Here is a 26,165-nt window from a genome sequence, read left to right as displayed (position 1 = left end):
GGATTAGTGGCTGTTTTGTATGGAACTGTCGAATACTATGAAAGACAAATATCAGACTATCTAGCAAAGAATCAAAAGAAAAAATTGGAAGAAGATATTTCGTTCATTTACTCCATTTTAGAGAATGAAATTTCTTATGATCATTTTCTACATGACGAAAAAATACGAGTACAATTTCTAAATAACCTGGCTTATGCAGTTGGTCAATTAATTGTAAATGGCGGTTGAGGCTGAAAAAAGCCAAATAAAAAAACATCCAAAGGATGTTGAATGGCCAAAATATATTCTTTTAAAGGTTTAAGGACATAGTAGAGTGCACAGAGGTGTCAAAATAACTAGTCTAGTTAACCACTCTAGCATGGAAACAACTCCTTTTGGAATTGATTTAATACCATAATAATATAAGTTTTTTATTTAGTCTGTATAGTGTAGTTGTAAATTTATTGTAAATTAATTAACGTTAATTTTTAAAAAGCAGATTTTTCTGGAGATACTGCCGAATAAAATTTCCATATTTTATACTATGACTCTATTTACAATTTTCACCATTCTCGATTAATATACTACCTTGCTTGAGAGAATAAGCTGCCATTGGAAGAGCAAAGAAACCACCCGTTAACAAAGAGAAGATAATATAAAAAGGTTCCATTTTAATAACATAGTATGAAAAATGCATTGAGGATTAGTTCCTCAATGCATTTTTATTTTTAGTCATTGATTTTCATTCAATTAGCTAGATTTGATTTTTCATGTCCAAAATACAATTTAGTGAAGAATCGAATTGATTCTTTTAAAAATAATACCCATTATTATAAAATGAACAGAATTGTTTAAATGTTTAAAGTTTTTTAAATCTAATTGACAAACGTGTACAAGAATGAATAAAATATGTATATATATAATTATGAATTATATATATATGTAAAATTTTTAGAATATTTGATGGTTAGCATAGCGTTTCAATTGGTTTTTTTAGGATTATCCAAAAAGCGAATCAGACAAAGGGCGTGATAGACTTACATTTTCTAGTTATGAATGAAAACGTTTCCAATAATAAGAGGATTTTTATTTATTTCTGGATAGCATGTATTTTATAGAGGAGGAGTAGGATATGAATCATCAACCAACTGAGTTAAAGAAAGACTTGAAAATTCGTCATATTACCATGATTTCTCTGGGAGGAATCATAGGAGCCGGTTTATTTGTGGGGAGTGGCTCTCTTATTAACGTAGCTGGACCGGCGTCCATTTTCTCGTATGTATTCGCAGGACTTCTTGTGGTTTTGGTGATGCGGATGCTGGGAGAAATGTCAATCGTCAATCCTACCAGTGGTTCCTTCGCTACGTATGCCCGAGAAGCATTGGGGCCGTGGGCTGGCTATACAATTGGCTGGTTATACTGGTTTTTTTGGGTAATCGTCATTGCTGTTGAAGCGATTGGGGGTGCAAACATCATTCAATACTGGTTTCCTTCTCTGCCATCTTGGTCTGTCAGCCTCGCCCTCACTTTTTTATTAACTCTTACTAACTTATATTCTGTTAAATCATATGGTGAGTTTGAGTATTGGTTTTCACTTATCAAAGTTGTAAGTATTGTCTTATTTTTGATTCTTGGAGGGGCCATTATATTCGGCCTTATACCAGGTGTACATTCGCCAGGGACAACTAATCTTCTTCATAGAGGAGGATTTATGCCCAATGGAGTAAGCTCGATATTTTTAGGGATTGCTGTTGTTATGTTCTCTTTTATGGGAAGCGAAATTGTAGCAATCGCAGCTGGAGAAACCGCACATCCTGAAAAAGCCATTACTGTTGCGACAAACAGTGTTATTTATCGGATCATCATTTTTTATCTTGGATCCATTTTAGTTCTAGTTACTATTCTTCCATGGGATTCTCATACTCTATTAAAAAATCCCTTTGTTTCCGTTCTTAATGTTTTAAACATACCGGCTGCGGCTCAAATCATGAACTTTATTGTTTTGACAGCCGTACTTTCTTGCTTGAATTCAGGTCTTTATACGAGCTCGCGTATGTTGTTCTCTATGGCCCAAAGTGGTGACGCGCCCCGTTTATTTTTAAAGGTAAGCAAGAAGGGAGTACCATTATATGCTATCTTAGGATGTACTGTTATTTCTTATATTAGCGTTGGTTTTAATTACCTATCTCCTGATAAAATATTTCTCTTTTTAGTCAATGCCTCCGGAGGTGTAGCGCTTCTTGTTTATCTAGTGATTGCCTTCTCCCAACTGCGCCTGAGAAGAAAATATGAAAAAGAAAAACCTGAAGCACTGAAAATAAAAATGTGGTTATTTCCTTATTTGACATACGCTACTATACTTGTTATTATTACTCTTTTTATCATGATGGCATTTATTGATTCAATGCGTTCACAATTCTTTTTAACGCTACTCATTGCTGTGTTTGTTGTCGGTTCATTCTTTGTCATCAGGAATAAAAGATCAACTAATTTATTACAAGAGAAAAAGAAAGAAATAAATCTTCAATACAACGAAAGGGCGTAAAAAATTATATATCTGTATATTGTTTAAAAAACCTCGAATTTAGAATTCGAGGTTTTTTTATGCACATCTTTAAAAGAGAGATCGATCAAAGTCTACCTATCCTGTAAATCGATTTCTCAAAATTGTAAAATTGATTTACATTATGAGCAAATTTGTTCATTTAATAGATTCGTTGAACAAATTTGTTGTAAATAAAATAAAATAATATACAAAAGTGTTAAAAATCATTTATAATATATTTATATCAACTCCGAAAATTATATATATTGAAAATTTTCGAATTATAGTGAAAAGGGAGAGATTCACATGATCACAGAATTTAAGAACACAATTAAACCATATCAACATGAGCCATTTACCGATTTTACAATCGAAGAAAACAAACACGCATTTGAAGAAGCATTAAAGTTAGTCCAGTCACAAATAGGCGGGGAGTATCCGCTTATCATTGGAGGCGACCGCATTAAAACAGATAAACAAACGATCTCGATTAACCCGAGTGATAAGGCAGAAGTCATTGGTACGGTTTCCAAAGCAAATAAAGAATTAGCTGAAAAAGCGATGCAAGTCGCACTTTCTACCTTCGAAACGTGGAAAAAGCAAGATCCGGAAGAACGGGCAAACATTTTATTCCGTGCAGCGGCAATCATTCGCCGCCGCAAACATGAATTCTCCGGCTACCTTGTCAAAGAAGCGGGGAAACCTTGGAAAGAAGCTGATGCGGATACAGCAGAAGCCATTGACTTTCTTGAATTTTATGCCCGTCAGATGGTGCAATTAAAGGATGGAGTACCGGTAAAAAGCCGGGAGGGGGAAAGTAACAAGTTTTCATACATACCACTTGGCGTAGGCGTCATAATTTCACCGTTTAACTTCCCGTTAGCAATCATGGCAGGAACGGTAACGGCCGCTATCGTGGCGGGAAACACTGTCCTTCTAAAACCATCTGATAATACGCCGGTAGTGGCAGCAAAGTTTGTGGAAGTCATGGAAGAAGCAGGTCTTCCTCAAGGTGTGCTGAACTATATTCCGGGAGAAGGTGCGGAAATAGGTGATTACCTTGTTGACCATCCGAAAACTCGCTTCATCTCCTTCACAGGTTCCCGTGAAGTCGGCTGCCGCATTTATGAACGGGCAGCGAAAGTACATCCAGGTCAAATTTGGTTAAAGCGTGTGATCGCCGAGATGGGCGGAAAAGATACAGTTGTCGTCGATAAAGACGCGGATTTGGATTTAGCGGCCTCTTCGATTGTTTACTCTGCTTTTGGATTCTCTGGACAAAAGTGTTCGGCCGGTTCCCGCGCAGTGATCCACCAAGATGTTTATGATGAAGTAGTAGAAAAGGCAGTCGCATTAACCAAAACATTAAGGGTTGGCTGTCCTGAAGATGTTAATACCTATATGGGACCGGTGATCAGCCAGGCGTCTTACAATAAAATCATGAATTATATCGAAATTGGTAAAGAAGAAGGCAAATTGATGACAGGCGGAGAAGGGGACGACTCCAAAGGGTACTTTATTCAACCAACCATCATTGCTGATGTGGATGAAAAAGCACGTCTCATGCAGGAAGAAATCTTTGGACCGGTTCTCGCTGTTTGCAAGGCTCGGAATTTTGATCATATGCTGGAAATTGCAAACAACACGGATTATGGCTTAACCGGTGCGTTACTTACTAACAATAGTGATCATATTGAGCGTGCACAAGAAGAATTCCATGTAGGAAATCTTTATTTCAATCGCGGTTGTACGGGAGCGATTGTCGGGTACCAACCGTTTGGCGGGTTTAATATGTCAGGAACGGACTCGAAGGCAGGAGGCCCCGATTACCTTCTTCTTCACATGCAAGCGAAAACAACTAGCAAAACACTTTAAAAAAAGGTGGGCAACTTTTTTCAGTTGCCCATTATAAAATTCAGAAACAAGAACATATCATTCAGGAGGGGATAATCAATGTTAGCAGAGGTTTCAAAAAATGTTTTTCTTTTCGCTTCCCAAAGTAAAGGGTTAAATAAGGCTGCGAAAAAATGGGGCCTTCGATTTGGAGCTTCCCAAGTGGTGGCAGGAGATACGATCGAGAGTGCCGTTAAAAAAGTTCAAGAATTAAATAAAAAAGGTTTGGTTTGTACACTGGATCATTTAGGGGAATTCGTTTCAAGCAGAGAAGAAGCGACGGAAGCAACTGAATATAATGTAAAAACGTTAGAAGCCATCGCAAAAGCCGGGTTAAATAGTAATTTATCTGTTAAAATGACCCAACTGGGGCTGGATATTGACAGGGATTTTTGCGTGAGAAATATGTGTCGAATTCTTGATACAGCCAAAAAACACAACAATTTTGTCCGAATCGATATGGAAGATCACGCCCATTGTCAAATCACGTTAGATATCCTGAGTGAATTACGCCAAACCTATGATAATGTAGGAACCGTTATTCAGGCCTATTTATTTCGAGCTCACCAGGACGTGAAAGAGTTAAAAGGGATTCCTCTTCGCTTAGTCAAAGGAGCTTATAAAGAATCTTCTGAAGTCGCTTATCAAGAGAAAGAGAAGGTAGATGAAAATTATATAAGAATCATTGAAGAGCATCTGCTGAGCGGAAGCTACACGGCGATTGCATCCCATGATCACCATATTATTAAAAAGGTAAAAGAATTTACGCAAAAAAATAATATACCACGTGATCAATTTGAATTTCAGATGTTATATGGATTTAGAACAGACATACAACTAAGTTTGGTTCAAGAAGGGTACAAAATGCGTGTTTACATTCCTTTTGGCAATGATTGGTTTGGCTATTTTATGCGCAGGTTGGCAGAAAGACCACAAAATGTTGCTTTTGCTCTTAAAGGACTATTCTCCAAGTAAAAGCTGGAAATAGCCAGTCATTATTGAAGGTATGATGGAGAAAACGATCACTTTTTGAATTGTATTAAAACTGTTCATTTTTATTAAACACATTTGTTTAATTCTCTAGATGATACTGTATAGAATATGATACAATAAAGTAAAAGTGTGGAAGGGGGTTACTTTATGCAACATGAGCAGATTCATTTTAATAGCTCCTTTACCTTAGTTGAACCCCTTACACCTATAATGCATATAAAAAACAAACTTTTAGAATATGATTTTGTTGTTGTTGCAGGGAGAACCTACTATATTATCGCAAATAGTGAATGCAACTTGGTACAATTAGATGATGATTCACTGCCTATAATCAAATGGATTGAAAAGGTAAATTGGCATTCTTCTTTTGTCTCTACAATCGTAGAACTCTCTGCATCAAAAACTGATTGGATTCGGCCAGTCTTGATTAAGAATAAAGAAAAAGAAGATATTATCGGGATTATAACTGCCAATCAATGGATTCAGCAACTAGATAAGGAAAATAAGAAGCTTTCCGCTTACTTTTATACATTAGCAGAAACGATAAATGATGCAGTTACAGCAGTAGATCAAGAAGGTCATGTTATTTACTGGAATACTGTAGCTGAGGGAACCTATAAGATTCAACGCGAGAATATCCTAGGTCAAAAAATTGGAGAGCATTTTCATACAGACTCTATTATATTGCACCGTATTTTAAATGAGGGTCGCAGCGTTCGCGGGGCTTATCATCGCCCTAATAACGATACTCACGTACTGATCAATGCTTCACCAATTTTAAAAGATAATAAAATTATAGGGGGTATCGCAACTGAACGCGATATTACTGGAATTGTTCGATTAAATGAAGAACTTGACTCATCGTTACCATTACTTATTCATCATGAAAAACCTTTTGCTTCTATCATTGGAGTAAGTTCAGAAATTCAACAAGCATTACAAATTGCACAAAAAGTCGCCTATGCTGATATTCCTGTTCTATTAACCGGTGAGCCCGGTTCAGGAAAAGAGATGCTGGGACAGGCTATCCATTATGGCGGTTCAAAAAACACCGGACCTTTTGTATCTATTAATTGTTCAACGATTCCTTCAGGCCTTTTAGAGGCTGAATTATTCGGATACCATGAAGGAGTTTTTACATCTGATAAGAAGATTGGACAAGCGGGGAAAATTGAACAAGCGTCTAATGGAACGTTGTTTGTCGAAGAAATTGACAAAATGGCACTCGAAATTCAAGAAAAATTCCTAAACTTCTTGGAACACCAATCATTTTATCGTGTAGGCGGAACTGAATTGATTACAACACAGGTGCGTGTTATTGCCTCTACTTCTAGGTCATTAGAAGCAATAGTCAAGGAAGGGAAATTTAACGAAAACCTTTATTACCAGTTAACTGTAATAAATATTGATATTCCCCCTTTACATAAAAGAAAAGAGGATATTATTAAACTCGTTCAACAATTTGTGCAAGAATTCAGTTCTAAGTATAAGAAACCGATTCCAAAAATTAATTCGAGTGTAATGAATGCATTAATGAACTATAATTGGCCGGGAAATGTCCGTGAGCTCCGAAATATCGTAGAACGCTTTATCCTTCTAAATAATGAAAATAGTATTACACTCAATCATCTTCCAAAAAACATTCTTGACGCTTATTCCGTCCATCATGACGATGACCAAAGCCGAAACGAAACCTCACATAAGGAAATGGGTCCTAAAATTGAAGAGGCAGAGATGATTGAAGAGGCTTTACGTAAAACATATGGAAACAAGAGTGCAGCAGCAAATTTACTCGGTATATCAAGAGGAACACTCTATAATAAGATTAAAGAGTATGGATTAAGCTAATAAGAAAAAAATGCATTTAAATAATTGTTTATAACATCTATTTTTTCAATCACTTTTATAAATTTTTCAAATTGAAATAAATAATGGATAGGGTAGAAATCTTTTCTTAAGATTTCTGCCCTTTTTTAGTCAGGGGAACTTCCCTCTGTTTTTATGACAACGTATTCGATGTACGGGGAAGAATTTAAGATTAATTTTTATTATAGAAATGTCAAAATAAAATGAAAATTCAATTAAAAAGAACAAGCAAAATGGTCACCTACAGCATAAAATAAAGTACGAAAAGAAAGGGGGGGAACAACATAGACGGTTGGATTCTTTATACGATGTGGGCTGTTTTGGGGCTCATGATGCTTGATTTTATTGTTGGTCTATTTAAGTCACTGGTGACAAAGTCTTTCTCACCGAAAATGGTATTAGATTATTTGAAAGATATTTTATATTATGTATTCCCATTAGTATTCATTTTGAACATCATGGCAATTGATCCTACAGGCTGGATATTATTAATATTTTACTATATTGGCGGTTTAGCTGTAATTTGGAATTATATAAGCGGAATCATAACTAAATGGAGAGCGTAGGCTCTCTTTTTTCGTTAACGCGTTTGACCGAACGAAAATTAAAAATAGGTTAGATTTCCTATTAATCAGTTCTAAAATGTGAAACCGTGAATAAAAATTATGAAAAGGTAATTTTAATTAGGAAGGCTTAAAAAAAATAGTTTCCGCTTCCTCATTTGATCTCCTCAAAGGTAAAAAAAACTTCTTTTTTATTATCAAAAGGCTTTTCCTCTCCTTTTAAGTGTATTCTTACTAAGGTTAAATTCGTGATATTCATTAGAATAGTATAAAGGGAGTGAGTCCATGAGGGCATATCGGTGGATCAAGTGGCGTAAATTCCTTCTCTGGGTGGCGGTAATCGTCTTTCTCGGCGTGCTGTTGTGGACAGGTGGACCGACAGCTTGGAATATTGCATTGAGTATTGCCAGTCTTTTGCTGCAGCTGCTCTTCGCGATGTTGTTCATGATCATTCAGTTCGTTGCACTTTTTTGGTTCCTAGCCCGGGGGCGTACCTATTGGATTTTGCCGGGTGAAACCGGCTCCACCTGGGACGATTACAGGGGGAATCCCGAAATCGTTGAAAATGCCGAGCGAATCGTGACCCTGCTTAAGGGCGTTAAAGAGTTTAAAGAAATGGGAGGGGAGGCTATCCGAGGATTGCTGCTCTGCGGCCCCCCCGGCACGGGTAAGTCCTACCTCGCCCAGGTAATTGCTAATGAAGCACAGGTACCCTTTGCATATGCTTCTGCCCCAAGCTTTCAAAACATGTTCTTCGGTGTCGGCAATCTAAAGGTAATGGGCATTTATAAGAAGGCTAGGAAGCTGGCGAATGTATACGGCGCCTGTATCATTTTCATTGATGAGATTGACGCCATCGGGATGAGCCGGCAAGCAGGTGGAGCCGGTGGAGGAATGATGGGAGGACTAATGGGCATGGGCGGCTCCGGGCTCCTCAACGAGCTGCTCTTGCAGATGGACCCGCCGAACATCGACAACCACTGGTTTACCAAGCTGCTTCGCTCGCTCGGGCTGAGGAAGAAGAAGGCCGATCGTCCTGCTGTTCTGACGATCGGCGCGACCAATCTGCCGGACGTACTTGACCAAGCGCTGCTCCGACCGGGCCGTTTCGACAGGAAGCTATGGGTCGATACCCCCGATTATGATGGCCGGGTGGACGTCTTCCAATACTACCTCAAGAAAGTCAAGCGGGACTCTACATTGACGCCGGAAAAGGCGGCACTCGACACGATCGGCTACAGCCCGGCGCAAATTAAACACATTGTTAATGAATCGGTTGTTATTGCTCACCAGCGGGGAGCTCAGGTGTCTAACTACGAGGACTTCCGGGCCGCCATGGAGACGTATGAATGGGGACTTAAACAGCCGCTTCGTTCCATGAGCGAGGATGAGAAGCGGAACGTTGCCTACCATGAGGCCGGTCATGCGGTGGCCCAGTACCTGCTGAAACCGCACGAACGGGTTTGGAAGGTGACAATTATCCGAAGGGGGGGTGCACTTGGTCTCGCCGCTACTAAGCCGACGCATGAGCGCTATAATCGAAGCGACAGTGAGATTTTAGCGGAAATCCAAGTCTGCTTGGCTGCCAGGGCGGTCGAAGAAGAGTTCCTCGGGAAGAAATTAAACGGGGTCACCTCCGATCTGAGGCAGGCGACGCTGTTAGCAGGTGCTTACCTCGGTGCTGTCGGCATGGGCGATGAGCTATTTAGTTGGCTTTCGATCGGCTCTCAGGCAGATGGTCTCAGAGCACTCCGTTCAAAGATCAACGTATTGCTTAAGGATGAGATGACGAAAGTAAAGAAGCTCGTACTCGACAACTCAGACTTCGTTCACTCGATTGCTAAGGAATTGTTGATTCGGGGCGATCTAACGGGTGAGGAGATTGAGGACCTATATGAACAACTGAATGGCGACAATCGTCAAGAATTACCAGAGGTAAATCCGGAATAGTTTTTGAAGAAAAAAATAAAGAGGGGCCATTCCAATCATGGATGGTCCCTCTATTTTTTATCATATATTTTATGTAATAAGCCTATTTAATAAGGAAAATAGTAACTTTTAGAGGTTTTGTTAAATTGCTGACGAATTAAGTATATAAAATTTCTTTCTTTGAATGAGGTGGGAGAGTTGAACGAAATACAATGTGCTTTTATTGAAGAGTATGGTAATTACGGTTTTGATTTTGAGCAGCAGGGAGTTTCGACCCACTTTATAATCGTTTCCATTCTCGTAAAAGAATCGAATAAAGAGTTTTTGGAACAAGAAGTAGAGAAAATAAGACAAAAATACTTTCACAGCGGAGAAATGATATCAGGCGAAGTAGAGGATCATCTGAGAATACAACTATTAAATGAACTAAAGGATTTGCCTTTTACCGTTTACGCATATGTTATCGATAAAAGAAAAATAAGAGAAGATAGCGGCATTACGTTTAAAAAGACGTTTATTAAATATGTAAATAGATTGGTGTATGATGACCTATATCGTACCTTTGATCAGCTTGATCTGGTGATGGACGAACACGGATCAAAAGAGTTTATGGATGAATTTAAAAATTACGTTAAGACAACGAGTATCCCGGATTTATTTAATTATTCCTCATTTGGCTTCAATCAAAGTCAATCCAATCTCCTTCTTCAATTAGCTAATCTTTTCGCAGCGACGATTGCCCAAGGCTATGATCGAACATTGTTTTCTGAGCAGTACCGCTCTTTTTATCAAATCATAAAAGATAAAATGATCGGCATCCATCTCTGGCCTTACGACTATAAACACTTTCTATACGAATACAAATCAGAAAAGCCTGACGCTAAGTACGACGAGGTTATTATCAAACAAGCTGTAAACTTGGCCTATCAATATATTGATAAAAATAGAAAAAGCGATGAAGAGGATGAGAAAATCCGAATTGATTTTCTGAAGTTTCTCTTGTTTAATTTGAAGGAAAACCCTGATGAATATGTCTTTACGCAAGAAATCTTAGATAATCTTAATGCGATTCGCGAGATCAAAATCAATCAACATTACTTTCGGTCAACGATTGTTTCCAAGTTGCGTGATCAGGGGCTATTAATATCAAGCAGCAATAAAGGCTATAAATTACCTGCAAGTTTAACTGACTTGTATGACTTTGTTAATCTATCAAGTCTGACAATCCACCCAATGATCCAACGAATTTCCAAATGCAGAGATCAAATCCTAGTGGCAACGAACAAGGAAATTGATATTCTCGATCAGAAAGAATATGAATATTTAAAGAGAATAATTGAAATGGAAAAATTGGCTGTTAAATAATCCTGTTTTGAAGATGAAATAGGGATTTTTATAGCTTGAGAGAATAGACTGGTATGGTAATAGTAAATTTAAAAAAGGGGGTCAAAAATGAAGAAGATGATCCGTAATCTGTTATTCATGTTTACCGCTGTTCTCTGTCTTATCCCTGCTGCCGGTTTTTCACCGCAGGAAAAGCTTAAGGATGCGCATCCGCCCATTCACATTAAAAATAACGGCGCGACTCCAACCTATCTAAACGGCTACAATCCTTATCAAATTAAAAAAGCATACGGGTTAGATCGGATTACATCCACCGGTGCGGGACAAACGATTGCGATCGTTGATGCGTTTGGAAGCCCGACAATTGCAAACGATCTCCAAGTATTTAGTAATCAGTTCGGGCTCCCTGCAGCAAACTTAACCATTGCCTATCCAAACGGAAAACCGGCAAAAACAGATGGCGGCTGGGCGCTGGAAACTGCTCTGGATGTGGAATGGGCACATGCGATAGCACCTCAGGCAAACATTTTGCTGGTCGTTGCAAAGTCAGCATCTATTTCCAATTTGCTATCGGCAGTGGACTATGCAACATCTCATGGTGCTCAGGTTGTTTCCAACAGCTGGGGCGGTTCTGAGTTTTCCACCGAGGCAAGTTATGATTCCCATTTTCAACATACAGGTGTAGTCTACGTCGCTTCTTCCGGTGATAATGGCTCCGGTATGTCCTGGCCGGCTTCGTCTCCATATGTCCTGTCCGTCGGCGGAACAAATCTCCAACTCGATTCGAGTGGGAACTACCTTGGCGAGAGCGCTTGGTCCGGTTCGGGTGGCGGTACGAGTACCTATGAATCAAGACCAAGTTACGAAAATAGTTGGCAAAGCGTTGTCGGAACACATCGCGGAGCACCGGATGTATCCTGGAATGCCGATCCAAACACCGGTGTAGCTGTTTATAGCAGTACGCTCGACAGCGGCCAAAAAGGATGGTTCCAAGTTGGTGGTACGAGCTTCGGCTCTCCAAGCTGGGCAGCCCTGATTGCCCTTGCTGACCAAGGACGTCAGACTCATTTGACTAGTTTTAATACAATTACCCAGCTGTTTACGATTGCAGGGACGACAAACTCTACTGGATACTCAACTAATTATCACGATATTATTACTGGTAGCAACGGGGGATTTACTTCAAAAGCGGGATATGATTTGGTTACGGGTATCGGTTCACCTAAAGCAGATATTTTGGTACCTGCGTTAAATCAATCAAACTAGCAAATAAAGCTTTTATAAAATTGTTTTTTAGCTTGTAGACAAAGTCTTGCCAGGACTGATGCTACAAGCTTTTTTATAATGGCTCTTTTCTTCATGATTGTGGCTTTTGAAATAGAAAACAGCTATCCGCAAATGAAAGTGGTGTTTTCGTAAATAGAAGCTAATTTTTCGTAAATGAAGATGCTCGATAACCCGAAAACAGCTCCAAAAAATCCTGTCATTTTGCCTTCTTTTTATTTCCAATAAATCCAAGATAAACCATGCACATACAAGAATCAATCAAATAAGACTTTTTTAATATGAAATTTACACTTAATAAAGAATCACTCCGCTTCAACATATCTAGCTCAAAGTGGTTATGAAAATTTTTGAATAAAAAGTGGGTACAATTAGTTGGAAAAATGAATATGAATATGAATATCCAATAAAATCATTTTCAAAATAGGGGAAACCATAGGAGGTACAGCTTTGAAAATCGAATACAATTATTCTTTCGGATTACCAAGGAACATTGTATGGAGATACATAAAGGATGAAACGGTCCTTAAAAACTCATTGCCAGGCTGCAAAACATTCATTGAAAGCTCAGGTGGAATTTACCAAGCCGAAATAGAAATTAGCCTAGGTCCAATAAAAGATTTGATTGCACTTGAACTAAAGCGGGAAAAAGAAAAGTCACCTTCCTTTTATCACTTAGTTTTGAAAGGTAAAGGAAAGCTTGGTGAGATAGAGGGTAACGCGGACCTTTTTATCAATGACGTACAGGGGACTTCCGAGGTAACATTTTTGGGTGAAGTAGAGGTAACCGGTAAGATTGCATTTGTTGGTAAGCGTGTTTTAGAGGGTGGAGCTAACAAGAGTTTGGAGAAATTTTTCGAAGAAGCGGAAAAAGAAATGAAAAGGAAAATTCATCATGTAAAAAGGGAAAGTAGATGACAAATGAAACAGTGAAGAATTACCGAGAGGGAACTTATCATATAGGTTTCCTTCTTTTTAGTTAATTGCTTATCAACTGGCAGCAAAAAAAGGATAAGGAAATAAGGTTAATAGTGAATTTAGTAAAACGGTGTAAATACCACTAAAGTATTCGCCTGGTTATTTTTTTAAATAAACCCAAAAGTTATATATATCAGTATTACTATAATAATATTATGTTAACTCGAATTAAAATTCATAGGGGAAAAAATATCAACCTATAAAATTCTGAAAGATAAATATAATATAGAAAGAAATTTGAATAGCAGTAATTTTAGAACATTGCTAAAACTAAAAAAGCGGGGGACGCCCGCTTTTTTAGTTTTAGGTTAGTTCAACACAACTGTTTTGTTAGCTGCTAAAATACTTTCCAGTGCATCTTTTTCTTCACTGTTTAATGGTACCAATGGTAAGCGGACACCGCCAACATGGATCCCGTTCATATTTAATGCGGCTTTTACCGGTGATGGGCTCGGTGCAGCAAATAAGGCTCTCATAATCGGGAGAAGGCTGCGGTGCGCCGAAGCAGCAGCCTGTAGATTACCATTTTTAAAGCTATTAATCATATCTTGCATTTCATTGCCAATGATATGGGAAGCAACGGAAATAACTCCTGCGCCGCCGATGGCTATACTCGGTAAAGTTAATCCATCATCTCCGCTATACAAGGAAAAGTCACTAGGAGTTTGGCTTATGATGTCAGCCATGGCATCTAAGTTGCCGCTTGCATCTTTTATTGACACGATATTCGTAATCTTAGCGAGACGGACAATGGTCTCGACAGTCATGTTGACAACACTGCGGCCCGGGATATTATAAAGCATAACAGGTAATCGTGTTGAATCGGCAATCGCTTTAAAGTGTTGGTATAGTCCTTCTTGAGATGGTTTGTTATAGTATGGGGTAACGAGCATAATCCCATCAACGCCAACCTCTTCAGCAAGCTTAGTTAAGCTGATGGAGGCTCTCGTGTTGTTTGATCCGGTTCCGGCAATTACGGGAATTCTTCCATCGACAACCTCGACAACGAATTTAAATAAAGCTACTTTTTCTTCGGTTGTTAGTGTAGGAGATTCTCCGGTTGTACCGGCCACCACTAATCCATCCGTTCCATTCGCAATTAAATGATTGACTAATGATCTCGTAGCGTTAAAATCAACCTCACCATTTTGATCAAATGGCGTTACCATTGCAGTTAAGACTTGGCCAAAATTCATCATTTCTCACCCTTTTAATAGTTTTTTAAAAAATAAGAGGTGTGGTTAAGGCCATTCAAAAATCAACGCAAAAAAGCAACAACGAGGGTTCGCTGTTGCAATAGAAACATTTATAAAAACTAGTTCCTATGCGAAGATAGCCCTCCATATAGTTTCCTATATGACAGTTCTGTATTTTTTCAATAGCAGAACCAGCTTCAAGATCAATGAGAAACATTGAAGCTTCGGCAAATTCCCCTTTCCACAATTGTCATTGGATCTCATTATCCTCCCATTGTGTACTAATGGTTTTTGCGCCTCTATCCTCACTTCAAAAAGTTTGAAGTAAGAAAATATTTAATTGAATGTAAATATAACAGATAATTCCTTTTGGTTCAAGGGGATTTGGCCAATTTAAAAAAATATTAATTTAGTTAAAATTAACCTACAACTTTATTTAAGGTATGATTATAAGAGAAATATATGACCTAAGTTAACTCTAACTAAAATAAGAGGTGAGAAAAAATGATAATAAATAATATTCTGGTTGCCAGCCCCATCTATCTAGAACTCAAAACGTTAATTGGGAAGGAAGAATTACATAAAAATTTTCGCTTTATGTCTGGAGAGGAGATGACTCAGGAGGATTTAGGATGGGCCGATGCTTTCGTTTCTTTTAATATAAAATCAACTTATGACTACAGTCATGTAAAATGGGTTCACTCACTGGGTGCGGGAGTTGACAGGTTTTTATTTAAGAAGGACTGGAATGAGGATATTTTACTGACAAGGACTATTTGTTCTTTTGGTCAAAGAATTGCAGAGTATTGTTTGAGTTACATCCTTAAAGACTTACAATTTCATGAGCAATTTCAAGAATTAAAACACCAAAAAACATGGCGGCCCAATACCCCTAAATTATTAAATGAACAAAAGGTCATGATCTATGGAACAGGTGAAATTGGCCAAACAACGGCTAAGATTCTCACCGGATTGGGAGTAGATGTTTACGGGGTATCCTTAAGCGGGAAAGAAAAAGAATTTTTTAAAGAAGTCATGACAGTTGATTTGCATTTTTCACGATTAAGTGGAATGAATTATATCATCAATACTTTACCGTTAACGGAACAAACAGCTGATTTATTTGATGGGAGTATCTTTCGACATTTATCAAGCGCAGGATTTTTCAATGTAGGGAGAGGGGCCTCACTTAATGAAGAAGCATTACTGCGGGCATTAAGTGATAACCATGTAAGATTTGCTGTACTTGATGTATTTTCACAAGAACCGCTTCCGGAGGAGCACCCATTTTGGGAACATCCCAATGTCCATATCACCCCCCATATTTCAGCTGTGACCACACCGGATGAGGGTGTTGCGTGTTTTCTTGAAACACTGAAAAATATTGAAGAAAATAAACCGCTTCCTAATAAGGTGGATGTGAATAAAGGCTATTAAATTAATGAATCAAACAGAAAGAGTACTCAGTCATTGAATGGGTACTCATTTTGGTTTTCTAAGAGGTTAAATCAAAGCTCAGCGTTTATTTCGAAACCAAGTTAGTTTTACTAACAACAAGATTGAATTGAAATCGTCTTCTTCCTATAATTAAACCAATATTATTTCGATATTAGGTAATGATTTAGAATCTCTTATCATACACTTTATACACTCACTAAAAAAAGGAGGAATACAATGATTAAGAGCAGATTGGAAGTATCAGATTTTCTTACAAACTTTGAAACATTCGCTTATTGGAATGGTGAAAAATTTTATCTCACTTTAGAAACCGAAAATCCGAAAGGGACACTTACGATTATGAAGTCTCAAAATGGAAACTATTTTTACCATCGAAAAAATGAACTTTATTGGGACCTTAAAGAAATTATGGTTGATATTGATATTTTGTCAGATATCATCTGGGTATTCCGGACGGCGATTATTAAATCAATTAAAGAGATCGTTGTTTAATTGTATGTTTACTGTTGCTTGAAAAAATTTTTTAACCTACAATGTCCTTCACTGATTTTAAGAATAAAGATTGATTCCTCCTTTTTCGAATAAAATTCCCTTTAAACAAATCTTTCAATAACTGCTCATTAGATTTTTGGAAAATTCTTTAGAAGATAATCGGATTGTAAGCTCCGTTTGACTATTCCGTTAGATTTTGGTACTCAAAAAGTGTGCCGCTTTGGGGTGCACCTCTATGTTATGTAAGATCAACCGCCTCTTAACCGGGCGGTTTTCTATTGGCAGTTAGATTGGTTTGGAAGAATATTATTGGATTATAAAAGGTAATATTTTTACTAAAATTTTTAGAAAAATCAAATATATTGTTGAAAACACTTTCAAAACCTGTTAAGATACGTTTAAGCAAGTAAATATTTTAGTAAATAAATAAAAGAAGTAAGTAAATAAATTAGTGGTGAGGTATTGAAGATGGCAACAATCAAGGATATAGCAGCATTGACTAAAGTATCACCGGCTACCGTTTCAAGAGTTTTAAATAATGACCAGACAATATCGGTATTAGAAGAAACCCGTGATCGAATCTTCCAAGCTGCAAAGGAATTAGGTTATAAGACGATTCTGGAGCGCCGGGTTGAACAACAGTTCGAATCAAGCAAAGCTATACCGGGTGTGGGGATTTTACTTTGTCAGACCGTAGAGGAAGAGTTGAGCGACCCCTACTTCCTGTCTATTCGTCAAGGAGTCGAGGAAGAATTACTGAATCAAGGGATTACATCAACTGGTATGTTTAGGCTGCATGATACCGGTCAAAATCAACTGGTTCGAGATTTAGAGGGGTTAATCGTAATTGGAAGAATTAGTGAAAAGGCACTAAAAACGGTGAGTGGTCACGTTGAAAATGTTGTTTATATTAACCATTCTCCAAATGACGATCTTTACGACTCGGTAGTCATTGATTTTGTGAAATCGACAGAAAAAGTAGTGGGTCATTTGCTGGAAAAGGGTTACAAACGGATTGGATACATCGGCGGAATTGAACGGGAACATTTAAATAATCAAAAAATGGTCATTGAGGATGAGCGCCTTACCACCTTTGAACGGATAATGGAAAAAGAGGGATTATTCAACCCAAATTACACATTTATTGGCGAATATACGATGACTCAAGGGTATGAATTGATGAAGAAAGCGCTTCAAGAAAATGATTTACCGGAAGCTTTCTTTATCGCAAGTGATCCAATGGCAATCGGGGCATTAAGAGCTCTGCAGGAAGCGAAGCTTACCGTCCCAAATGATGTAGCGATAGTAGGTTTTGATGATATTGAGATGGCAAAGTTTGCTAGTACACCTTTAACTACGATAAGAGTGTATACAAAAGAGATGGGCCATGCCGGGGTTAAACTATTGGTCGAACGGATTAACGGAAGGAAGCTGCCCATAAAAGTAACCGTTCCTACTAAATTGGTCGTGAGACAAAGCAGCGGCTGTTGAATAACGGCATTTTCAAAACTTGAAGGAGGTGATTCACGGATAAAACATAACCAGGTTGCATCAAAATCGTTTCCGATTTTTTAGAGAGGATGATAGGGAAGGCCTATTCGCCTTGTAATCTACCTATATTGTTTTATAGGTAAAGAGATGTGACGGCTAATCACTTTTACATAGGACGAATAAACCCCTGACTCCCCAAATAAGAAGGAGTACCTATAAATTATATAGCACCTCCTCCTTGTGTCAATAAGAAATGTCTTTAAACTTCCTTATCTATTAAATTTGTTTTTGTTAGTTTATCGATCAACTACTACTGGAAATTGAGGGGGATATTTTATGAAGAAGTTATTCAAAACTTTAGTCATTACGGCTGCTTTAACGACCATTGCAACGGGGTGCGGAAGCAATGCGGCATCAACCAATGGTGCCGGGGGCAAAGTAACACTTATACTTTTTTCAACAGTAACCAATGAAGCTGATCAGAAAACTCTGACAGATGTGATCCAAAAATTCGAAAAGAAAAATCCAACGATTGATATTAAATATAATTATCCCGCTGATAAATATGAAGGAATGCTACGTGTCAAAATGGCCGCAAATGATATGCCGGATTTATTTGATACCCATGGATGGGCGAAAAAACGGTACGGAGCCTATGTGGAAGACTTAAGTAAAATGGATTGGGTTAAAAATCTTGATCCTGCTATGGATCCGATCCTTAAAGACGATAAAGGGAAGGTATATGCATATCCTTTAAATCAGGCTAAAGACGGGATTACATACAATGCAACACTATTGAAGAAATACGATATCGAGCCGCCGACAACCTTTGAAGAATTTATGACAGCACTGGAAACGATTAAAAAGAAAAGCAAAGGAGAAGTGACACCGTTATGGTTTGCCGGTTCGGATAAATCTTCATTCGGCCAATATTTTGACCAATTTTTAACACCTTTATTAGTCACAGATCCAAAACAAAATTACGAAAAACAACTATTGGATGGAACATTCGATTGGTCAAATTATACGTTTTTACCTGAAAAGCTTAAGGAAATGAAAGACAAGGGCTTGTTAAATGAAGATGTATTAACAGCCCAAGTTCCGCAAATGACCGATTTAATGGCTCAAAATAAAATCGGTTTCATTATCGGCGGCGGTATGCTCGGCCCATCTGTTGAACAATTAAATCCAAATGTTCATCTCGGGATCATCCCAATGCCGGTGATCCAAAAAGGTGACAAACCGGTTTGGATCGGCGGAGAGCGCCATACCCTTGCTGTGTGGAAGGATTCCAAGCATAAGAAAGAAGCCGAAAAGTTTATTGAGTTTATTTCACAGCCGGATATGGTCAAAGAAATTGCCGAAGGAACATCTTTACCTTCAGGGTTAACCAACACGGATGCGAAAAACTACTATTCTAAGGATTATGAAAAATTTAAGGATTCGAAAGTCCAGCCGTATTTTGACCGTCTCTATTTGCCAAGCGGCATGTGGGATGTGCTAGGGTCAACCGGACAAGAATTGTTATCAGGTTCAATGACTCCGGATCAAGTATCGAAAAAAGTAGGCGCAGAATTCAAACGTTTAAGTAATCAGAAATAATTTAGTAAAAATGCAACCGATAATTGGGGCAGGTAACTTGGCTGCCCCGTATTCTCTTAACGCTAATAGATGATATTAGGGAGTTGAATGCAGATGATTGGAGCCGAAACTGCAAAAAATACACTCGTAAAAACGAAGGGAAAAAGAAGTAAACTTGGGAAATGGCAAGAGTCATCTCTATGGTGGATGTATCTTCCGGCCCTCGCTGCTGTCTGTTTTTTCATTTTATACCCATTCCTTAATGGGTTAAAAATTTCTTTTACAAACTGGGACGGTTTTTCACAAACCTTTGATTATGTCGGACTTAAACAATATACGAGATTACTAAAAGACCCGGACACATGGCTTGTCGTAAGGAATACCCTGCTTTACGGAATCGGAAGTACACTTTTTCAAAATATTGTCGGGTTGCTTTATGCGCTATTACTGAATCAGAGTATTAAAATGCGGGCCATTACACGGACGATTGTCTATCTGCCGGTTATCATCAGTCCATTAATCATGGGTTACATCTGGTATTTCTTCTTTGCCTTTCAAGGCGGCGCATTAAATGATGTATTGCTGTTTTTAGGTTTACATAAAGTAAACGCTTTAGGGGATCCAACCATGAATAAATGGCTGATCGTTTTTGTTAATACGTATCAATTTGTCGGGATCGCCATGATTATTTACCTGGCGGGTCTGCAAAGTATTTCAAAAGACTATTATGAAGCGGCACAAATTGACGGTGCTTCAGCTCTTCAACAGTTTAAAAATATCACCTTACCATTATTAATGCCTTCGATTACCATCAATATGGTTCTGAATATTATCGGCGGTTTGAAATTATTCGATGTGATTATCGCACTTACAGGCGGGGGACCGGGTAATTCCTCTCAATCAATGTCTACTTATATGTATGACTTATATTTTAATAGACAGGATGCTGGTTATGCCGCTACTCAAGGTATTTTAATGGCGGTAATTATCTTAGTCATCAGCCTTGGAGCATTATTGTTCTTTAAACGCAAGGAGGTCGAAGCCTAATGGATTACATGAATAAACGAAAGAAAACGGTATTAACTATTACCGCTGTCATAATCGCATTATTTCATTTAATACCATTCTATATTTTAATTACCACTTCATTGAAAATAAGAGGTGATTTCAGCTCCAAGTGGGTATTTCCAAACTATTTTACATTCGCAAATTTCAAAGAGGCATGGGAACAGGCGAATTTAGGTCACGCCTTTATCAATACGGCGATTATCACGTTTTTTTCGGCGTTGTTGCTAATTTTCCTTGGATCGATGGCAGCGTACCCGCTTGCCAGACGGCAAACAAAATTAAATAAGATTGTTTATATGGTTTTTATCGCCGTTATGGTGATTCCCCCGTTAACCGCTTTAGTACCTTTGTACAAACTGGTTGTGAATATCGGGATGATGAATACTCATGCGATTGCAATCTTCAATAATGTGGCGGCCTTTATGCCGTTAACCATCTTCTTGTACACAGGCTTTATTCGTTCTACGATTCCAAAGGAACTGGAGGAAGCGGCAAAGATTGACGGAGCCAGTACAATCGGAATCTTCTTTAGAATTGTGTTTCCATTATTGAAACCAATCACAGCATCCATTCTCATTATTTCTTGTGTCTTTATCTGGAATGATTATCAATTTGCGATCTTCTTCCTCCAGGCAGATGAAGTAAAAACGCTTACGGTTGCCTTGTCAGGATTCTTTGGCCAAAATGCAAACAACCTAAATCTGGTTGCCTCTGCAGCCATTATGGCAGTAGCACCAATGGTGATCCTTTTCTTATTTTTACAAAAGCACTTCATTCAGGGTCTAGCTTCAGGTTCTGTTAAAGGTTAATAAACGTTGAAGGAGTCGTCACCAATGCCTATTTTTTTTAATAAGGAATCAAATGAATTTCATCTTCAGTCAAAAAACACCAGTTATATCTTTACTATTTTAAAAAACAATCAACTTGGACATTTATATTATGGGAAAAAGCTTCGGCACAGAGAATCCTTTTCTCACTTGTACACATCTGAGGCGAAGTCTAACGTCGCTTGTGTGTTTGAAGGTGATTTAACTTTTTCACTTGATACATCCAAACAAGAATTCCCCGCTTACGGGACAACAGATTTTCGGGAGCCGGCCTTTCAAATTCTGCAGGAAAATGGAAGCCGTATCACTAATTTTGTCTATAAAGGCCACCACATTTTTAAAGGGAAGCCGAAGCTGGAAGGACTTCCTGCCACCTACGTTGAGCGGGCTCATGAAGCTGCCACCGTGGAAATTTCATTAGTCGATGAGTTACTTGATGCAGAAATTATTTTGCAATATACCATTTATGAACAGTTAAATGTCATCACCCGCACGGCAAAGTTTATGAACCGTGGAAACGAACCGCTTAATCTTACAAGAGCGATGAGTGCGTGTGTAGACTTCGTTGATTCTGATTTTGAAATGGTTCATTTATCCGGTTCTTGGGCAAGAGAACGGCATGTGAAAACAAGATTGCTTGAGACAGGAATTCAAAGTATTTCCAGTACAAGAGGAGCAAGCGGACAGCAAAATCCGTTTATTGCATTAAAACGCCCCGGTACAAATGAACATCAAGGGGAAGTATATGGTTTTAGTCTGGTTTATAGCGGCAATTTTCTCGCCCAGGTGGAGGTCGACCAATATGATGTTGCCCGTCTCACGATGGGAATCAACCCGTTTGATTTTAATTGGTTGCTTGAAAACGGCCAGACTTTCCAAACGCCGGAAGTGGTCATGGTTTATTCCGAAAAAGGATTAAATGATATGAGCCAAACCTACCATACGCTTTATCGGACGAGACTGGCGAGAGGGAAATGGCGCGATCGGGAGAGACCGGTTTTAATCAATAACTGGGAAGGTACGTATTTTGATTTTAATGAAGAGAAGATTCTTGAAATGGCGAGCGCATCGAAAGAATTAGGTGCAGAGTTGTTTGTTTTAGATGATGGCTGGTTTGGCCGGCGTGATGATGATACAACCTCACTCGGTGATTGGTTCGTGGACGAACGCAAGCTACCGAATGGAATTACAGGTCTTGTGGAAAAAATCAAGGAGTTAGGCTTAGAGTTCGGTCTATGGTTTGAACCGGAGATGGTTTCAAAAGTAAGCGAGCTATACAAAAATCATCCTGATTGGATCATTCATGTTCCGAATCGCATGTCCTCCCACGGTAGAAATCAATATGTCCTAGATTTTTCGCGCAATGACGTCGTGGATTACATACACGGGTTGATGGCAAAAATCCTTCGTGATGCACCGATTTCGTATGTGAAATGGGATATGAACCGATATATGACCGAAATCGGATCGGCTAAATTATCTGTAGACCGGCAGCGTGAGGTGGCACATCGTTACATTCTAGGTGTCTACGACTTATACGAAAGGCTGACCACCGAATTTCCTGAAATCCTTTTTGAATCCTGCGCGAGCGGTGGCTGCCGCTTTGACCCGGGTATGCTTTATTATGCACCGCAAGCTTGGACGAGTGATGATACCGATGCAATCGAGCGATTAAAAATTCAGTATGGAACAACATTTGTTTATCCGTTAAGTTCAATCGGTGCTCATGTCTCTGCCATACCGAATCATCAAGTTGGTAGGATCACCAGCATCGATACAAGAGCAAATGTCGCTTATTTTGGTGCATTTGGCTATGAGCTTGATGTGACAAAAATGACTGAGCAAGAAAAAGAGTCAGTTTTGAAACAAATAGCGTTTTACAAAGAAAATCGTAAGCTTTTGCAAAAGGGTACGTTTTTCAGACTACAAAGCCCGTTTGAAAATGAAGGGAATGTAACCAGCTGGATGGTTGTTTCGGAGGATCAAAAGGAAGCAATTGCCGGGCGCTATCAAGTTTTAGGAAAACCGAATGCAGGCTATAAACGGTTGCTGTTAAAAGGTCTAAATGAAGAGCACAAATACGAAATTGAAGGAATGGCGTGCTCGTTTTACGGTGATGAGTTAATGAATGCAGGGATTCAGCTGGATCAAGCTGTTTCAGGATCACTGCAATGGGGCGACTTTACTTCACAGATATTTAAACTAAAAAGCCTATCGTAGTTGCTAATTCAAACGATAAAAAAAGTGTATGAGGAGGATGTAAGATGTCAAAAATAACATTTTTAGGTGCCGGCAGCACGGTATTCGCCAAAAATGTCCTTGGGGATTGTATGCTCGTCCCAACGTTGGAAGGCTTTGAATTCGCACTATATGACATTGATGAACAAAGATTAAAAGATTCCGAGAATATGTTGACCAATTTGAAAGAAAGCTTGAATAAAAATATTAAAATCCATGCCTATTTAGATCGAAAGGAAGCCCTTAAGGATGCTAAATACGTCATTAATGCCATTCAAGTGGGCGGTTATAAGCCAAGCACGGTAATTGATTTTGAAATTCCCAAGAAATTTGGTTTACGGCAGACCATTGCCGATACGGTGGGAATCGGCGGGATCTTTCGAAACCTGCGAACGATTCCTGTGATGGTTGATTTTGCAAAGGACATGGAAGAGGTTTGCCCGGACGCACTGTTCTTAAACTATACAAACCCGATGGCCGTGTTAACAGGCGTGATGAATCGTTTTACACCGATAAAAACCGTTGGTCTCTGCCACAGCGTACAAGTTTGTACAAAAGAATTATTTAAATCATTGGATATGGATCCTGAAGGGATTCAAGAAAAGATTGCAGGCATCAACCATATGGCTTGGCTGCTTGAAGTAAAAAGAAATGGTGAAGATCTCTATCCTGAGATTAAAAGAAGGGCAAGAGAAAAGCAAAAAACGAAACATCATGATATGGTAAGATTTGAATTGATGGATAAGTTTGGCTATTATGTCACGGAATCGTCTGAACATAACGCTGAATATCATCCATACTTTATCAAATCCAGATATCCTGAATTAATCGAGAAATACAATATTCCGCTGGATGAATATCCGCGCCGCTGTGAGCAGCAAATCAAGAATTGGGAAACCATGCGGGAGGAATTAGTCAATAATAAGGCATTAGACCATATACGTTCAAAAGAATACGGTTCCCGAATTATTGAAGCGATTGAGACCGATATCCCATTTATATTTGGCGGAAATGTCCTGAATACCGGCAGACTGATCAGTAACTTACCTGAAAAAGCATGTGTCGAGGTTCCTTGTATAGCAGACCGAACCGGCATTACGCCAACCTATGTAGGAGACCTTCCTGAGCAGCTTGCTGCCTTGAACCGCACCAATATCAATACACAGCTGTTAACGATTGAGGCAGCGATTACCCGTAAGCGTGAATATATTTATCAGGCTGCAATGCTCGATCCGCATACAGCTGCAGAATTGTCGCTGGATGAAATTGTTTCTCTTTGTGATGATTTAATCGAGGCACATGGAGAATGGCTCCCGGAGTTTAAAAAGAAAGAAGAGATTGCCTTAACCTTATAAAATTTTGTGTATTAAAAAACCATTGATCCGACGATGCAAAAAGGACAAGGCTTAAGCGCTTTGTCCTTTACACTATTATTTAAATGTCTTTCCAATTCAAACTTTTGATAAATTGTACGAAGGCTCGCACGACATTCAATTCCAGAGATTCCTCATGATAATAAATCCACGTTCGTCGCAATATAGGATTCCCTTGTTCATCAATTAAATCAATTTTATATAAATCTTCTATTCCGGTAAGTGTCCTGCTGGACAAGATACCATAACCTAAACCATTTTTAACCATTTCCTTACAAGTATCAACTTGATCGACTTCAATACTGATAAAAGGTGGTTGTGTGTAGTTTTCGGTCCACCAACTATCGATTATTGATTTTAATAAGTAATCCCCTCTATAATCGATTCTCGGGAGGTGGGGTAGATCAGTGATGTCAATTTCATTTTTGGACGTGACACAAATGGTTTCTTCGAATAATAGATGTTTCAATAATCCCCGCCAACTATAATCTCCTCGAACAAAGCTGATATGAACATCTTTGTTGTGAATAAGCTGCGAAACATCTTTGCTCCATCCTGTGATCACTTTGAATTCCACATGAGGATACTGCATTTTAAATAATTTCAAAATTTGAGCAAGTTTATAATTAGCAAAAAAGTTGGATACCCCCAACTTCAACGTTCCAACCACTTCATTATCTTTGTTATGACTCATATTGAAAATATTCTCTTTTATTTTTTGATAATGCGCAAGGGCCTCCTCCGCACAATGGACAAGATATTCTCCTTGCGGGGTAAAATGAATTCCCCGGCTTTCACGGGTAACAATTGCAGTACCTAATTCCTCTTGTATATGCTTTAAACGATTGGTTAATGCAGGTTGTGTAATAAACAAAAGCTTAGCTGCTTTCGTTAAATTTTTTTGACTATGAAGCACTTTCAATATTTCCCAATCACGGTAATCCATTGTTTTCACCCTATTTTTTCCATATAAAAGTTTCTTATAAGTAAATATAATTTATTGGCATTTTATTTATTACCATTATTACATTATCCTTATCCGTAAGCAATCTAAAAATCAATAAATT

Annotated in this window: 20 protein-coding genes and 1 riboswitch; of the genes, 18 read left to right on the top strand and 2 right to left on the bottom strand. The window is 38.5% G+C overall.

Going from position 1 to position 26,165, the window contains the following annotated elements:
• Positions 1-6: 6 nt before the first annotated feature.
• From J2S10_RS13140 to J2S10_RS13095, 10 genes are all read left to right on the top strand, one after another.
• On the top strand, positions 7-228 hold the full coding sequence (locus J2S10_RS13140; RefSeq protein WP_307408406.1) for a hypothetical protein: 222 nt from the start codon (positions 7-9) through the stop codon (positions 226-228).
• Positions 229-1,111: 883 nt separating this feature from the next.
• Positions 1,112-2,524, top strand: a complete 1,413-nt coding sequence (locus J2S10_RS13135) for an amino acid permease (RefSeq protein WP_307408404.1) — start codon at positions 1,112-1,114, stop codon at positions 2,522-2,524.
• 306 nt (positions 2,525-2,830) lie between these two features.
• The gene (gene pruA / locus J2S10_RS13130) at positions 2,831-4,399 is read left to right on the top strand and encodes an L-glutamate gamma-semialdehyde dehydrogenase (protein ID WP_307408402.1); all 1,569 of its coding nucleotides are present in this window, start codon (positions 2,831-2,833) and stop codon (positions 4,397-4,399) included.
• A gap of 78 nt (positions 4,400-4,477) precedes the next feature.
• On the top strand, positions 4,478-5,392 hold the full coding sequence (locus tag J2S10_RS13125) for a proline dehydrogenase (protein ID WP_307408400.1): 915 nt from the start codon (positions 4,478-4,480) through the stop codon (positions 5,390-5,392).
• Between the two features lie 165 nt (positions 5,393-5,557).
• Positions 5,558-7,258 carry a sigma-54 interaction domain-containing protein gene (locus J2S10_RS13120; RefSeq protein WP_307408398.1) on the top strand — a complete coding sequence of 567 codons (1,701 nt, stop codon included), beginning with the start codon at positions 5,558-5,560 and terminating at the stop codon, positions 7,256-7,258.
• A gap of 326 nt (positions 7,259-7,584) precedes the next feature.
• On the top strand, positions 7,585-7,842 hold the full coding sequence (locus tag J2S10_RS13115; protein WP_307408396.1) for a hypothetical protein: 258 nt from the start codon (positions 7,585-7,587) through the stop codon (positions 7,840-7,842).
• Between the two features lie 282 nt (positions 7,843-8,124).
• Positions 8,125-9,789, top strand: a complete 1,665-nt coding sequence (locus tag J2S10_RS13110; RefSeq protein ID WP_307408394.1) for an AAA family ATPase — start codon at positions 8,125-8,127, stop codon at positions 9,787-9,789.
• A gap of 177 nt (positions 9,790-9,966) precedes the next feature.
• Positions 9,967-11,133, top strand: coding sequence for a DUF3800 domain-containing protein (locus J2S10_RS13105; protein WP_307408392.1), 1,167 nt, complete (start codon positions 9,967-9,969; stop codon positions 11,131-11,133).
• An 87-nt stretch (positions 11,134-11,220) separates the two neighbouring features.
• A complete protein-coding gene (locus tag J2S10_RS13100) occupies positions 11,221-12,378 on the top strand; it encodes a S53 family peptidase (RefSeq protein ID WP_307408390.1) in 1,158 nt (385 codons plus the stop codon).
• A 468-nt stretch (positions 12,379-12,846) separates the two neighbouring features.
• Positions 12,847-13,314: a CoxG family protein gene (locus J2S10_RS13095; protein WP_307408388.1), complete on the top strand. Its 468-nt coding sequence runs from the start codon at positions 12,847-12,849 to the stop codon at positions 13,312-13,314.
• 368 nt (positions 13,315-13,682) lie between these two features.
• On the opposite strand, the gene dapA is transcribed toward J2S10_RS13095, so the two are convergent.
• The gene (gene dapA, locus J2S10_RS13090; RefSeq protein ID WP_307408387.1) at positions 13,683-14,570 is read right to left on the bottom strand and encodes a 4-hydroxy-tetrahydrodipicolinate synthase; all 888 of its coding nucleotides are present in this window, start codon (positions 14,568-14,570) and stop codon (positions 13,683-13,685) included.
• Between the two features lie 129 nt (positions 14,571-14,699).
• A riboswitch (Lysine riboswitch) is annotated at positions 14,700-14,880 on the bottom strand.
• Between the two features lie 194 nt (positions 14,881-15,074).
• On the opposite strand from dapA, the gene J2S10_RS13085 reads away from it, so the two are divergent.
• From J2S10_RS13085 to melA, 8 genes are all read left to right on the top strand, one after another.
• Positions 15,075-16,007 (top strand): D-2-hydroxyacid dehydrogenase, encoded by a 933-nt coding sequence (locus tag J2S10_RS13085; RefSeq protein ID WP_307408385.1) that lies wholly within the window; start codon positions 15,075-15,077, stop codon positions 16,005-16,007.
• Between the two features lie 237 nt (positions 16,008-16,244).
• Positions 16,245-16,520, top strand: coding sequence for a hypothetical protein (locus J2S10_RS13080; protein ID WP_307408383.1), 276 nt, complete (start codon positions 16,245-16,247; stop codon positions 16,518-16,520).
• Positions 16,521-16,988: 468 nt separating this feature from the next.
• Positions 16,989-18,011 (top strand): LacI family DNA-binding transcriptional regulator, encoded by a 1,023-nt coding sequence (locus J2S10_RS13075; RefSeq protein WP_307408381.1) that lies wholly within the window; start codon positions 16,989-16,991, stop codon positions 18,009-18,011.
• A 336-nt stretch (positions 18,012-18,347) separates the two neighbouring features.
• Positions 18,348-19,613: an ABC transporter substrate-binding protein gene (locus J2S10_RS13070; RefSeq protein WP_307408379.1), complete on the top strand. Its 1,266-nt coding sequence runs from the start codon at positions 18,348-18,350 to the stop codon at positions 19,611-19,613.
• A gap of 186 nt (positions 19,614-19,799) precedes the next feature.
• On the top strand, positions 19,800-20,639 hold the full coding sequence (locus tag J2S10_RS13065; protein ID WP_307409239.1) for a carbohydrate ABC transporter permease: 840 nt from the start codon (positions 19,800-19,802) through the stop codon (positions 20,637-20,639).
• Positions 20,639-21,469, top strand: a complete 831-nt coding sequence (locus tag J2S10_RS13060) for a carbohydrate ABC transporter permease (protein WP_307408376.1) — start codon at positions 20,639-20,641, stop codon at positions 21,467-21,469. Before J2S10_RS13065 ends, J2S10_RS13060 begins: the two co-directional genes overlap by 1 nt.
• A gap of 24 nt (positions 21,470-21,493) precedes the next feature.
• Complete coding sequence (locus tag J2S10_RS13055) at positions 21,494-23,707, top strand: alpha-galactosidase (RefSeq protein ID WP_307408374.1); 2,214 nt, start codon at positions 21,494-21,496, stop codon at positions 23,705-23,707.
• 44 nt (positions 23,708-23,751) lie between these two features.
• A complete protein-coding gene (melA, locus tag J2S10_RS13050) occupies positions 23,752-25,080 on the top strand; it encodes an alpha-glucosidase/alpha-galactosidase (RefSeq protein ID WP_307408372.1) in 1,329 nt (442 codons plus the stop codon).
• 79 nt (positions 25,081-25,159) lie between these two features.
• On the opposite strand, the gene J2S10_RS13045 is transcribed toward melA, so the two are convergent.
• A complete protein-coding gene (locus J2S10_RS13045; protein ID WP_307408370.1) occupies positions 25,160-26,044 on the bottom strand; it encodes a LysR family transcriptional regulator in 885 nt (294 codons plus the stop codon).
• Between the last annotated feature and the right edge of the window lie 121 nt (positions 26,045-26,165).

The organism is Neobacillus ginsengisoli (genome assembly GCF_030813055.1).
The sequence above is the reverse complement of the archived record's forward strand: the minus strand, read 5'-3'. Positions and strand labels throughout refer to the sequence as shown.

Excerpts from the sequence above, each read along its gene's own strand:
- J2S10_RS13135 (WP_307408404.1), top strand. The coding sequence starts at position 1,112 with ATGAATCATCAACCAACTGAGTTAAAGAAAGACTTGAAAATTCGTCAT.
- pruA (WP_307408402.1), top strand. The coding sequence starts at position 2,831 with ATGATCACAGAATTTAAGAACACAATTAAACCATATCAACATGAGCCA.
- J2S10_RS13125 (WP_307408400.1), top strand. The coding sequence starts at position 4,478 with ATGTTAGCAGAGGTTTCAAAAAATGTTTTTCTTTTCGCTTCCCAAAGT.
- J2S10_RS13120 (WP_307408398.1), top strand. The coding sequence starts at position 5,558 with ATGCAACATGAGCAGATTCATTTTAATAGCTCCTTTACCTTAGTTGAA.
- J2S10_RS13115 (WP_307408396.1), top strand. The coding sequence starts at position 7,585 with ATGTGGGCTGTTTTGGGGCTCATGATGCTTGATTTTATTGTTGGTCTA.
- J2S10_RS13110 (WP_307408394.1), top strand. The coding sequence starts at position 8,125 with ATGAGGGCATATCGGTGGATCAAGTGGCGTAAATTCCTTCTCTGGGTG.
- J2S10_RS13100 (WP_307408390.1), top strand. The coding sequence starts at position 11,221 with ATGAAGAAGATGATCCGTAATCTGTTATTCATGTTTACCGCTGTTCTC.
- dapA (WP_307408387.1), bottom strand. The coding sequence starts at position 14,570 with ATGAATTTTGGCCAAGTCTTAACTGCAATGGTAACGCCATTTGATCAA.
- J2S10_RS13085 (WP_307408385.1), top strand. The coding sequence starts at position 15,075 with ATGATAATAAATAATATTCTGGTTGCCAGCCCCATCTATCTAGAACTC.
- J2S10_RS13080 (WP_307408383.1), top strand. The coding sequence starts at position 16,245 with ATGATTAAGAGCAGATTGGAAGTATCAGATTTTCTTACAAACTTTGAA.
- J2S10_RS13075 (WP_307408381.1), top strand. The coding sequence starts at position 16,989 with ATGGCAACAATCAAGGATATAGCAGCATTGACTAAAGTATCACCGGCT.
- J2S10_RS13070 (WP_307408379.1), top strand. The coding sequence starts at position 18,348 with ATGAAGAAGTTATTCAAAACTTTAGTCATTACGGCTGCTTTAACGACC.
- J2S10_RS13065 (WP_307409239.1), top strand. The coding sequence starts at position 19,800 with ATGTATCTTCCGGCCCTCGCTGCTGTCTGTTTTTTCATTTTATACCCA.
- J2S10_RS13060 (WP_307408376.1), top strand. The coding sequence starts at position 20,639 with ATGGATTACATGAATAAACGAAAGAAAACGGTATTAACTATTACCGCT.
- J2S10_RS13055 (WP_307408374.1), top strand. The coding sequence starts at position 21,494 with ATGCCTATTTTTTTTAATAAGGAATCAAATGAATTTCATCTTCAGTCA.
- melA (WP_307408372.1), top strand. The coding sequence starts at position 23,752 with ATGTCAAAAATAACATTTTTAGGTGCCGGCAGCACGGTATTCGCCAAA.
- J2S10_RS13045 (WP_307408370.1), bottom strand. The coding sequence starts at position 26,044 with ATGGATTACCGTGATTGGGAAATATTGAAAGTGCTTCATAGTCAAAAA.